The 12,865-nt window shown below is 37.7% G+C and carries 10 protein-coding genes; 7 read left to right on the plus strand and 3 right to left on the minus strand.

From position 1 onward, the window contains the following. Positions 1-3 precede the first annotated feature (3 nt). Entirely contained in the window at positions 4-1,257 is a 1,254-nt protein-coding gene (locus tag MKZ25_RS07370) for an MFS transporter (RefSeq protein ID WP_340800930.1), read from the minus strand. A gap of 148 nt (positions 1,258-1,405) precedes the next feature. Here MKZ25_RS07370 and MKZ25_RS07375 point away from each other — a divergent pair, with 148 nt between their 5' ends. The 3 genes from MKZ25_RS07375 (at position 1,406) to MKZ25_RS07385 (ending at position 4,547) form a co-directional block, all read left to right on the plus strand. Beyond that, a complete protein-coding gene (locus tag MKZ25_RS07375) occupies positions 1,406-2,578 on the plus strand; it encodes an MDR family MFS transporter (protein ID WP_340800931.1) in 1,173 nt (390 codons plus the stop codon). A 173-nt stretch (positions 2,579-2,751) separates the two neighbouring features. Continuing rightward, positions 2,752-3,417, plus strand: coding sequence for a metal-dependent hydrolase (locus MKZ25_RS07380; protein ID WP_340800932.1), 666 nt, complete (start codon positions 2,752-2,754; stop codon positions 3,415-3,417). A gap of 164 nt (positions 3,418-3,581) precedes the next feature. Continuing rightward, positions 3,582-4,547 (plus strand): GGDEF domain-containing protein, encoded by a 966-nt coding sequence (locus tag MKZ25_RS07385; protein ID WP_340800933.1) that lies wholly within the window; start codon positions 3,582-3,584, stop codon positions 4,545-4,547. An 86-nt stretch (positions 4,548-4,633) separates the two neighbouring features. Here MKZ25_RS07385 and MKZ25_RS07390 read toward each other — a convergent pair whose 3' ends face one another. Continuing rightward, positions 4,634-6,676, minus strand: coding sequence for a S9 family peptidase (locus MKZ25_RS07390; protein WP_340800934.1), 2,043 nt, complete (start codon positions 6,674-6,676; stop codon positions 4,634-4,636). A 267-nt stretch (positions 6,677-6,943) separates the two neighbouring features. Between MKZ25_RS07390 and MKZ25_RS07395 the strand changes: the two genes are divergently transcribed. The 4 genes from MKZ25_RS07395 to MKZ25_RS07410 all read left to right on the plus strand — a co-directional run bounded on the left by MKZ25_RS07395 (position 6,944) and on the right by MKZ25_RS07410 (position 10,698). Beyond that, positions 6,944-7,426: a DUF2975 domain-containing protein gene (locus tag MKZ25_RS07395; protein WP_340800935.1), complete on the plus strand. Its 483-nt coding sequence runs from the start codon at positions 6,944-6,946 to the stop codon at positions 7,424-7,426. 11 nt (positions 7,427-7,437) lie between these two features. Then, on the plus strand, positions 7,438-7,653 hold the full coding sequence (locus tag MKZ25_RS07400; RefSeq protein ID WP_340800936.1) for a helix-turn-helix domain-containing protein: 216 nt from the start codon (positions 7,438-7,440) through the stop codon (positions 7,651-7,653). 50 nt (positions 7,654-7,703) lie between these two features. Beyond that, entirely contained in the window at positions 7,704-8,954 is a 1,251-nt protein-coding gene (locus MKZ25_RS07405; RefSeq protein ID WP_340800937.1) for a DUF4153 domain-containing protein, read from the plus strand. Positions 8,955-9,144: 190 nt separating this feature from the next. Then, on the plus strand, positions 9,145-10,698 hold the full coding sequence (locus MKZ25_RS07410; protein ID WP_340800938.1) for a class I adenylate-forming enzyme family protein: 1,554 nt from the start codon (positions 9,145-9,147) through the stop codon (positions 10,696-10,698). A gap of 250 nt (positions 10,699-10,948) precedes the next feature. Here the strand turns inward: MKZ25_RS07410 and MKZ25_RS07415 are convergent, their stop codons facing one another. Further along, on the minus strand, positions 10,949-12,766 hold the full coding sequence (locus MKZ25_RS07415) for a serine hydrolase domain-containing protein (RefSeq protein WP_340800939.1): 1,818 nt from the start codon (positions 12,764-12,766) through the stop codon (positions 10,949-10,951). Positions 12,767-12,865: the final 99 nt, after the last annotated feature.

A 12,865-nucleotide genomic window follows, 5' to 3' on the forward strand; every position in this document is an offset into this window, starting at 1 on the left:
CGATCACCCTGTTACTTTAGTTTGTTCATGCGCATCTTTTGGCAGCATTAAAAAGACAATGAGTCCGATGATGAATAGTGGGATAATTGATAAAATACTGTACCGGGCATCACCGGTCATCGTTGTTGTAAGTGCCATTAAAAAAGGACCGATAATCGCCGCAAACTTCCCGAAAATATTATAGAAACCGAAAAATTCATTGGAGCGTTCTTTCGGAATAATTTTCCCGTAATAAGAACGGCTGAGTGCCTGAATCCCGCCTTGTGCAGATCCAATCATAATCCCTAAAATAAAGATATGCCACAGTTCCGAAATGAAAAAGGCAGCGATACAGGCAATGACATAAGTCGTTATCCCGACAATAATTAGTGCCCGTGTCGAATATTTTTTTGCAAGCGATCCATAAAGCAGGGCAAACGGGAACGCTACGATTTGAATAACGAGTAAAATGGCCAAGAGCATAAATGTATTCAGCCCGTCGGAGCCTAAAACACTTGTCGCGTACGGAACAACCATTTTTATAATTGTATCGACACCATCGATATAGCAGAAATAGGCGATGAGAAACATGAATACTATTTTATAGTCTTTAATATTTGAGAAGGTTTGACCTAATCGTTTGAAACTATTGCCGATCGGATTCGGTTCGGGTTCGATATAGTGGCGCTGTTTGACGTCTTTAATCATCGGAATCGTCAGTAATCCCCACCATAGCGCGGTGATACAAAATCCGATTTGATAACCGATCGCTGCATCCATTCCCATGATTAAGATGACGACTAAACTAATTCCAAATGGAATGACACTTGAAATATAGCCGAAAGCAAAGCCGGATGAGGATACTTTATCCATTTTCTCATCTGTCGTCACATCGACCAGGAAAGAATCATAGAAAATATTAGCGCCGGCAAAGCCGATACATGAAAGAATATACATGACGATTAATAGCTGCCATTGCCCGCTATCCGGAGAAATAAATGTAAAGGAAAGAGTAGAAATAATTCCGACTAACGCAAAAAATGTGAAGAAACGTTTTTTCTTGTCCTTATAATCTGCAAAGGCTCCTAATATAGGACTAAGAACGGCGACAAGTATACTTGCGAGTGAATTGAAATAGCCTAAATCCATATTATTCACACCTTGAAACATCCCGAAGACAATAGGGAAAAGGGCGGTAGTAATCGCAATGGAATAAGCAGAATTCCCGCAATCGTATAAAATCCAGGACTTTTCTTCTTTTGTCAGCTTCATTAACATAAAACCTCCCAACCTACTATTTTCAGTCATTATACCATTATCTTGAAATTGATAAGGGAAACCATACAGAAATTTCATATTAAAGAAATATTCTTTACGCAAACTCTGTATAATGGAAGTTATCTCTAAAATTTTTAGGAGGCGGGCTATGGCAAGGATTTTCAGCTATTTTCATCCACTTGTATGGATTATATTAAGTGGCACGATTTTTGTACGGACTGCAAGCTTCATGGCAATCCCGTTTTTAGCTTTATATTTACATAATGAACTTCAAGCCTCGCCTTTACTAATCGGGGTTACAATTGGGATCGCGCCTCTGTTTTCAACATTCGGCGGGTTAATCGGCGGCTATTTGACCGATCGATTCGGACGAAAAGCGGTCATTATTATTACGGTCTTTATATGGAGCCTTACATTTGTTGGATTTGCGTTAGCTCCTTCAGCTGTTTACTTTGTCGTGTTGAATGCGGTGAACGGGCTATGCCGCTCATTTTTTGAACCGGGTACCCAAGCACTGATGATTGATTTTACGGAGGATGCCAAAAAAAGACGGTTATTTTCAGTACGATACACGGCCATAAATATTGCGGCTGTTATGGGCCCATTGCTCGGTGTGTGGGTCGCAAGCTTATCAAGCCCGGCGACACCGTTTTTGATTACCGGCATCATGTATGCGTTGTATGGAATTTTTTTACTTGTCGTATTAAAACGTTATGAAATGAAGCAAAAAAGACTGAGCTCAACTCAACAGATCCGAACACTGTTACAAGCGGTTTTCCATGATCAGAAGCTGCTGCTGTTTATCGCGGGAGGCATTTTGATTACGGTCGGTTATTCCCAGTTCAACTCAACACTTCCCCAATTTATTAATATGAATGTGGAGGATGGGGTGAAGCTCTTTTCTTATGTGATCGTCGCAAACTCCATTACAGTGCTGGCATTTCAGCTGCCTTTAACCGTTTTAAGTGAAAAAATTTCAATTTACAGTTCGCTGAAGATCGGCGTCGTCATTTTTGCGGTTGGATTATTTCTGTTTGGTGTTTCCGACAGCTCTTGGATGTTCATTGCGAGTATGATTGTGTTTTCAGTTGGTGAGATTTTCTGTTTCCCGATGATGAATGCAGTTATTGAGGAGATTGCACCTGAGGATCAGAAGGGAACATATCTTGGTGCGTCACAGTTTAAAAATATCGGAGGCTTTGTCGGACCGATTATCGGTGGCTGGCTGTTAACGGTTTATATCGATTATATGTTTGCGATTATTTCATTAATCATGCTTTGCAGTATTTTTATATATAACCGGGCTAAAAGACTGATTTGAAAAGTTGAACTACCAACAAGTAATAAAACAAAAGTGCTGCTCATAAAGTGAAGAAGATTACACTCATGAAAAAACTTGATTAATAGAACTACGTTAAGTACAATGAACACTTTGAATACATAAGAAGTGCGCGGTAAATTCCGTTAAAGGCTTTACAACAATGAGGTGACAACATGAAAGGTCGAACACATTTAACAATTGGTTTAGGGATCGGGGCAGTGGCATCTGTCAGTCAGGAACCTGAAATGATTCCGGTCGTTTTAGCTGTTTCCGCGGTAGCTTCGCTTGCTCCGGATCTGGACGGAAACAATCTGTTGAATAAACATGTAACGAAAACGGCGAAACAAATAAAAAAGGGCGGACAAATGGTCGGCGGAATCATAATGATTCTTTCCTTGGCGGCGTACGTAAATCTTTTGCCTTTTCTGGATGGGGAATGGTTTACTCAACAGAATAAGCTGCTGTTTTTAGCATTGGGCGCCATTATTATCGCATTATCCATGAGAAGTCAGGAAACGTTGAAAAATATTTTAATGACTATTTTAAGTTTCTTTCTTCTGTATTATGCAGTTACCGACGAGTTGTGGTGGCTCGTACTGTTTGCTGTATACATTGGGGCAGCGGGCTGGTTCCCGCATCGAGGGTTTACTCATACAATTTGGTCGGTAGTGTTTTGGGCATACATGTCCCATCTGCTGGAAGTGAGTACAGGCGCGGAAAATTTAGCGATCATCTCTACTATGGCTTATTTATCTCATATTTTAGGGGATATGATGACGAAAAAAGGAGTTAAGTTTCTCGCTCCGATTACGAATAAAGTCTTTAAAATACGAATATAGATTTTAAGGAAGGTCTTTCATCAGTTTCAATGAACTGTCGAAAGATCTTTTTTAGTTAATTATTATTCACTGCATAGAAATCTTTCATAAGCTATAATAAAGTAAATGTTTACAATTTAGAGAGCCAATGTATACTCTATATGGATGTTAGAGGAGGGTGAATGATGATTGAAACGCATCGTAGGAATTCATTATTGCTTCTATTAATAAGTGTTTTTTATTTTACACAAATAATAATTAGTATATCCATTGAAGGAATAGAAAGTATTTTTCCTCCAGCATTCTTTTTTGTAATATTTGGGCTCATCATGATGTTGCTGATCAAAAAGAAAGTAAACGCCAAACTTACAATGTATGCAATGATCGGCAGTATGTATTTATATTTTTATTATCTGCTTAACGATTCACCATATTTAGTAAATTATTTCTTTATGTGGCTCGCCCTTCCGCTAAGTGCCATTTATCAAAATATAAAAGCCGTTTTGATGGCAGGGCTCGCTTCAATTTTTCTTACATTTTATTCGTTTTTTTATCTTCACGATGAAATTTTCCCGAACGTCATCAAGGAAGATTTTATTTATTTAATACTGTTTGGTATATTTATCACGATTTTTCTCATTGTTTTTATCCTTAAAGTGAGGGAGGCCAACGACAAGTTACAGGACTTGGCATACCATGATCCTTTAACCGGAGCAGCAAACCGTGTATTGCTTAGGGAAAAGTTTGATTTAATGAAGCATGAGAATGTCGATTCAATAGCCTTACTGTTCCTTGATATGAACGGCTTTAAAAAAATAAATGATACATACGGCCATGAAATTGGGGATCATTTATTACAGATTATTGTATTAAGGATAGATGGCGTATTAAGGGAGACGGATTTACTTTGCCGGTTAGGGGGAGATGAATTCGTCATTCTAACGGCTAATATTAATGATACTATATTGGAAAAGATTAAGGATCGAATAAAATCTGCACTGGAGAAACCAATGATTCTGGAGCAGCATATTATTAATGTTTCGGCAAGTATTGGCTGGTACTATACGACGGAAGTTTCGGATGCAAATTTAGACGAGTTGATTAAAAAATCGGATCAGGCAATGTACAAAGAGAAGCAATTGAAAGATTAATATTCGGAATGTGGAATTATGAGTTTAAGTTAGCAAAACGCCTCTTCATCGGTAAAGAGGCGTTTTTTCCTATAGTTGCAGTAAGATTAATAACCGAATTTACTTAAAATAAACGAGTAACATTCTGCAAGTTCACGCAGCTGGTTGAATCTGCCTGATGCACCGAAGTGGCCAGCGCCCATGTTTGTTTTTAATACAAGCGTATTGTCATCTGTTTTTAATTCGCGCAGGCGGGCTACCCATTTTGCAGGCTCCCAATAACCGACACGCGGGTCATTTAACCCTGTCGTTATATACATATGAGGGTACGGCTTTGCCTCAACATTGTCATATGGACTATATGATTTCATATAGAAGTAATCGTCTTCTTTTTGCGGATTCCCCCATTCATCCCATTCTAAAGTCGTTAATGGAATTGTCTCATCCAGCATCGTTGTAACAATATCGACAAACGGCACTTCCGGAACGATCACTTTAAAACGATCTCCTGCCATATTAGCTACAGCCCCTACCAACAAACCACCAGCACTGCCGCCACGAGCTGCGATAAGTTCAGTAGTTGTAATACCCTGTTCGATTAAATAAGTCGCTGCATCAATAAAGTCAGTAAAGCTATTTCGTTTTTTCTGCATTTTCCCATCGAAATACCACGTACGTCCCAGCTCTGAACCACCTCTCACTTGTGCAACTGCCATGATTATCCCTTTATCAAGCATAGGCAGTCGATAAGCGCTAAAGAATGGGTCGCTACTATACCCGTAGGAGCCATAAGCATCTAGAATAAGTGGTGCCGGCCCATTGTCGAGTGCATTCTTTTTGTAATGAAGCAATATAGGAACTTTGACACCGTCAGCTGCTGTTGCCCAAATTTGCTGCTGTACATATTGCTCTCGGTCGTATTCTCCGGTAACTGCTGCCTCTTGTAATACTTCCTTTTCTTCAGTTTCAATATCAATACGAATAGTCGTTTTCGGTGTTAAAAATGATTGATATTCCACTAAAACCTCCGAAGCTTCATAGTTTTGATCTGAAACGAGTGATACCGAATAAATAGCTTCATCCCATTCCAGCAAAACAAGCGTATCCCCATCGATTCGCCAAATTTGTTCCAGACCATTTTTTCGTCCCGTTACATAGATGTGGCGTTTAAATGGATAAATATTTTCGATAAACCGTTTTTCATCATACGGAATAATGGGTGTACGCTCATTAAAGTCTTCGATTGAACAGCGAAGCAATGTGAAGTTCAATGCATTTTCATTCGTTAATAGTAAAAGTTCATTTTCCCAATGCTCTACATCGTATTCGATTCCCTCACGACGCTCTTCAAATAACGTTGGAGCTGCTGCTGGCTCATCCGCATCTATAATTTGCACCTCCGATGTCGTCGTAGATTGTGAAACGATGAAAATAAAACGCGTACTCCTTGATTTAGTAATATATAAATTGAAGGTTACATCGGTTTCTTCATATAGAAGTATGTCTGATGTGTAGTCAGTACCCATTTCATGACGCCAAACCTGGTAAGGCCGCTGCAGTTCATTTAGCTTTACATAAAAAATATATTGTCCGCAGTTACTCCATTCCACGCTGCTGTAGATATAAACGTTTGGAATGGTATCTTTCAGCAACTCACTACTATGCAAGTCCTTCACAAACAACGAATAGCTGTCTGTGCCATCACGATTCTCCAAGTAGGCAAGATAGCGGTGATCTTCTGAATAACGCTGAACAGTAACGCTTAAATAGTCATCTCCACTTGCAAGTACATTTTCATCTAAAGTAACTTCTTCAGCAGCGGATTCTAATTGTGAGCGATTTGCTGCACGTTTTCGCGCATAAATAGGGTATTGTTTTTCTTTTTCTAAACGAGAGTAATAATAATATGGCCCTCTTTGAATAGGCACCTGAGTTTCTGATGCGGGGATGCGTGCTACCATTGCTTCGTATAGTTCAGTTGTTAAACTTTCCAGCGGCTTCATGACTTCATCATAATAGCTGTTTTCCTGTTCTAGATACGCAATGACTTCCGGGTTCGATTTATCTTTTAGCCAATAGTATTCATCATGGCGAACATCTCCATGTAATTGAAACGTATGAGGTATTTGCTTAACTACTAGTTTATTCAATGTAATTCTCCTTTCTATATCACACTATAATTTCGATAAATTTATCTATAATCCTCCATTTGTTAAGAGAAATAGCAACAACTAAAAGCTTGGGAAGCCTGAATTAATTTGGGTTTTTCCAAGCTTTTTTGTCTGGGAAATCTAATTCACATTAAAGGGGAGAATTATTATGCAATAAAAACTTCATGAAAATAGATATATATTTATTGATTTACGATAAATTTTATATTAAAATCAAAATTGAAAATAATAAGTGAGGTGCGGTTTATGGAAAAAGTAACTACGTTGTTTTTAAAAGTTGCTGTTGTTTTTTTGGGAATTCCTGTTTTGGCACTATGCATCTTTTTAGTACCTGAGCTGGCAAATGTAGCAGCAATGATGCTGCCGGAATTTGCTTTCGTAAAGTATTTTGTTTACATCGTTTTCGATGCCTCGGCAATTCCTTATTTCTTTGCTTTGTATCAGGCTTTTTTGCTTTTACGCTATATTGACAATAATAAAGCGTTCTCGGATTTAGCTGTAAAATCTTTAAAGAAAATAAAATTTTGCGCCATAACGATCAGTGTTTTGCATTTATTAGTTTTGCCGCTGTTTTATGTATTTGCGGAATTGGATGACGCACCGGGAGTTATCTTTGTCGGATTAATTGTTCCTTTTGCTTCATTGGTAATTGCAGTCTTTGCAGCTGTTCTTCAAAAACTTTTACAAGAAGCAATTAATATTAAATCTGAAAACGATTTAACGGTCTGAGGTGAATAACAATGGCAATTATTATCAATATTGATGTGATGTTGGCGAAAAGGAAAATGAGCGTAACAGAACTTTCGGAAAAGGTTGGAATCACGATGGCGAACCTGTCAATTTTAAAAAATGGAAAAGCTAAAGCCGTCCGGTTAACAACTTTAGAAGCCATTTGTAAGGCGCTGGATTGTCAGCCTGGAGATATTTTAGAATACAAAAGTGATGAAGACAGTTAACGATTACTTCGGAAATTTAATATGGACTATAATTTGAGGGAGGGAAAACAATGGAGAGTAATAATTTAGTAATTGAAAATATTACTAAGCCTGACGTACTTGAGAGAATGTATAGAAAAGATCCGAAAGCTTTTACCAAGTCATTCCAACAGGCATGGGAACAGACCTCTGATTCGCCAATACTGCGTGTTTGGTATGAAAGATTGAATTTCAGCGAAAAGGAAAATACGAAAAAGTCAGAGTCGTTTCAAAATGGATTTTTCCTTATGGGCATATTAGCAATTTGGGCTGGGGTATGCACAAGAATTCTATTCCATTTTGTCGAACAGGAAGCAATTGCTCCGGTTAATCTGGCATTTGGTATTATTCCCTTTATTGCAGCCTACTTTGTTTACAAGAATAAACCTAATAGAAGTGTCATTTATTCGTTAGTGGCAATGTTCTTAGTTTCAGGAGTTTATCTGAATATACTGCCATTAAATTTCAACGACGACAGCATTATTTTAGCGTATTTACATTTCCCGATTTTCTTATGGGTATTATTAGGGCTAGCATATACAGGAAATGATTATTTGAATAGCAGTACAAGACTGGCTTATATCAAATTTAATTTAGAATATGGTATTTTATATGCCAGCATGGCAGTCAGCGGGATGTTTCTTGCATTATTAACGTTGCAGTTATTCAGCTTCATTGGCTTGGACATTGAGGACTTCTATTTTAGCAATATCGTTTTATTTGGGGCAGCGGCACTTGCAGTTGTCGGTGTACACCTCGTTTCAATGAATTTGAAGCTTGCCAAAAATGTAACACCGTTTATAGCAAAAATTTTTAGCCCGTTAGTATTAATCACTTTGCTTGTATACCTTGTAACGGTCCTATCCGTTGGTAAAAATCCGTTTTTGGACCGCGATTTCCTGATCGCTTTCAACGGCATACTACTTGGCGTACTGGCTGTTACAATATTCTCCATAACCGAGAAGGACACGGGAGATAAAAAGAGCATTTTCGACTATATCAATTTCGCGTTAATCATTGTTGCACTCATCATTGACAGTGTCGCATTATCAGCCATCCTGTTCAGACTGACTTCATACGGTATTACACCGAATCGGCTTGCTGTTTTAGGGGTAAATATATTAATCTGTGCAAATCTACTATGGATTATGATTTCCTATATGCGTTATCTGCAAAACAAAACCGGTCCAAACGCTATCCAACACGCCGTTACGAAGTATTTGCCGGTATACGGATTATGGGCAGCTTTCGTTATATTTACATTTCCGGTGATTTTTAATTAGTAATATAGCTGTTACAAGCAAAATATAAACGACCTCTGCTTTTTAGCAAGGGTCGTTTTATTTTTCTGCGGACTTTACAAATATAGTGGGCATTCTATAAAGCGTAGTCATCATTCTAAAAATATCAGCGAATGAATATTTATTAATAATAACAACTTAATAATAAATTTTAGAAAGAAAGGTGATGGAGATGGAACAAAAAGTATTATCGATGTCCCAACAACTGTTGATAGGGGAAGCGCTTAAATATGCTGCACATAATGTTCCTGAAAGGGAAGCGTTCATTTATGAAAATCGTCGAATAACCTATCGGGAACTTTTGATGCGTTCGATGCATTTAGCAGGATGGCTTCAAGCTCAGGGGATTGGTGTAAATGACAAAGTTGGGTGTTTGCTGAAAAATGGGCTGCCATTTGTGGAGCTATATTTTGGTGTTTCTTTATGTGGTGGTGTTTTTGTCCCGGTCAATTTCCGTTTAGTTGCTAAAGAGATTGAATATATTGTTAATCAATCCGATGTAAGTATATTATTTATTGAAGAAGAATTTATCGAAAGTATTTGCTTGATTAACTTGCCTCAAGTTAAACTTATCGTCCCAATTAAATGCGGGGATTCCCAACTTCAAACAAAAATGATTCCATATGAGGCAATATATAGCACATCAGCTGACTACGAGGATGTAAATTTCACTGATGAACATGCACATGCAATTATTTATACATCGGGTACAACAGGTAAACCAAAAGGCGCAGTGTTAACCCATAAAAATTATTATATGAATGCGATGAATAAACTTTATCATTCTCCACCTAGAAAAGGAGCAAAGCAACTGATTATTCCCCCTCTTTTTCACGTTGCGGCTCTATCCTCTCTTTTACAAAATTGTTTAATAGAAGGCACAATTATTTTGCATCGTGAGTTTCAACCAGACGTTGTTCTGAAGACGATCCAGGATGAAAAAATTGAAACAATGTTTATGGTGCCGGCGATGTGGAATTTTCTGTTCCAAGTGCCAAACTTATTAGAATATGATTTAAGCTCGATGACAAACTGTGCTTTAGGAGGAGCAATCTGTCCTATTGAAATAAAAAGGAAGATTTTGCAAGTATTTAAAAATGCAAGTATTTTAGAAGCGTTTGGGCAAACAGAAATGAGTCCATCCACAACATATTTGACGAATGAAGATGCACTTAGGAAGACTGAATCTGTTGGAAAACCTTCTATTAATGTAAGAGTAAGAATTGTGGATGATGAAATGAATGATGTGCCTGTTGGAGAAGTGGGAGAGATTGTGTATCAGGGACCTACTACAATGAAGGAGTATTATAAAAATAAGGAGGCAACTGAAGAAGCATTCAAAGGGGGCTGGTTTCATAGCGGCGATTTAGTTCGAATGGATGAAGAAGGATTCATTTATGTAGTAGACCGGAAAAAGGATATGTTTATTAGTGGCGGTGAAAACATTTATCCGAAAGAATTGGAAGATGTTTTATATTCTCATCCGGATATTTTGGAAGCTGCCGTAGTGGGAATTCCCGATCCTCAATGGGGTGAGGCTGTCAAAGCATTTATTGTCTTAAAGCCTGGTAAACAGATGACTACGGAACAGGTAATTCGATATTGTCAAAATAGCATTGCTTCCTATAAAAAACCGCGGGCAATTGAATTCATGGAATCTTTGCCTAGAAATGCAACAGGAAAGGTACTCAAAACGGTTTTACGTTCGGGAGCTTACCAATTATAATTAAAAGAATGTGCAGAGTCTAGGTTTAAAGTTTTCTGAATAGTTGTAATTTTCCGGGAAATGATGAAGGGGCCAGAAGCGGCTTGCTTCTTTGAAAAATGGAAACCTGTTTTTATAAATCATAGAACGAAAAAAATGATTTTAAGAAGAATGTACCGGGCGCATTCCCAATCCTAATTTTTTTCTGCACCGGGTACATAATTAAATAGAATGATTATGGAAGCTTGAAACGTAATCGCCAAAGGATTAATTAATAATAAAGCTCCCAGCAAAGAATGAGGACAACGAGCAATAGTGCTGACATATATGAACATACATAGCGAATTTTTAAACCACCTGTAGGCTTTATTTTTCTCCAGTTTAAAAATAAAGTTACTAGACAAATGGCTACGAAGGCGATATATGCGAAATTCACCCAAAAATGAATTTTTAAGGCTGAATAAGAAACATAATTCAAAGTTCTGTAAGCTAAAATCATCATATTTATAAAAGGTATAATATTAGTGGAAAGTAAAAGCAATTCCCATTTATCTATAAATGTCCCTCGGATTGCTTTTTTTCGATTGATGATTTTTTTGATGAACAAAATCACTAAAACTATGAACGTATACAAACCACTAAAAGCTGCCGCTATGATACTGAATATATTAATAATCTTCATACTTTGAGAGACAGGCAAAAAATCACTTGTCGGCATTGAAATCTTTTCCACATTTCCATCATTCATCGTAACATGAAAATATACACGATAATCATCTAAAGATTTATATAAGTACGGAGCGACTTGTTCCAGTCTCATCCCAAAAGCATCCGCACTGTTTGAGTCTGTCGCTTCAAAACGACCAATATTAAGTGCACTGTACAGTTTGGTAAACCCCTTATAAGGCTGCCTTGCCATAAAGTAATTTCCTTCAAGCTCCTGCGCATTGGGCAATGTTTGTTTGTCTTCTTCAGCAAAATACTCACCGAATATAAGTGTCGGCAAACCATAACTTAGTCCTGCTTCACCCGCCTGATTCGTGAAAACAATTACTCCCATATTCTCATCTTTTGAAAAAGAAAAATTGCTTGAAAAACTATCTGTATTTCCTGCATGTTCAAGTGCATCAACTGTATATAAGCCTTTCCAAAAACCATGTGAATTTCTTGGAAAGCCATCGTCATAAAAGTCACTTGTCGTCAGCATTTCATCTAATGTCCGGTTGTTTTGAAACAAAGGGCTATTTGCATCCTCTGCCGGCATAAGTGCCATCATGAATTTAGCGGCATCGGTTATTGTACCAATGGCACTTCCGGCTGGATATAAACCGATATAGATCCGCTCATTTTTCGAAATAGTAAATTCACCATTATTATTAACGAAATAACCGTAAATTTCGTCTCTTTTTGTTGCGACATTATTGTTATCTTCCTGTGTAGGATGAATTGTTGTGTCCTTCATATCCAATACAGAAAGAATATGTTCATTCACATAATCATAAAAGGGCTGTTCTGTGAGCTGTTCCACAATAAAACCGGCGAGTGCTACGCCATAGTTTGAATAGGCAACGACACTTCCAGGTACGTGTACCTGATAAGGCTCAGTAATGTGAAGCATTTCTTCTAAAGGCTTTATTTCATTTGCTGACATGTAAAATAAATCTGTAAATTTCTCTTCCCACCCAGCATTATGGTGCATCAGGTTCAACATCGTGATAGGGGCATCGTATTGTAGTTTCGTAAAAAAACCTACCGGCAAATACGTGCGAATATCTTCATCTAATGTTAATTTCCCTTGCTCTACCAGCTGCATCACGCTGGTCCAAACGAGAAGCTTTGTAACGGAACCCCATTCAAATACAGTGTCCGTTGTGACATTCACCTGATTTTCAATATCAGCAAAGCCGTACGCTGTATTCAGGAAAATTTCCCCATCCTTCACAATTAGTACATTGGCTCCAGCTGTAGTCGTCCCAATGTATTTAGAAGCATATTCATCGACACGTTCCTTTAGCTCGGCATAAAGAATCCCTGATGGTGTAGACATACGTTCTTTTGCAGTAACTGCTGGTACACAACATATCACCATTACTGCTAACAATAAAATAATTTTTTTTATTATTTCTCGCCTCCTCTGTATCAACCATACATATGAAACAATTAAATTATTACATTAATTAAGAATTTA

This window comes from Solibacillus sp. FSL W7-1464, assembly GCF_038004425.1.
Classification (GTDB): domain Bacteria; phylum Bacillota; class Bacilli; order Bacillales_A; family Planococcaceae; genus Solibacillus.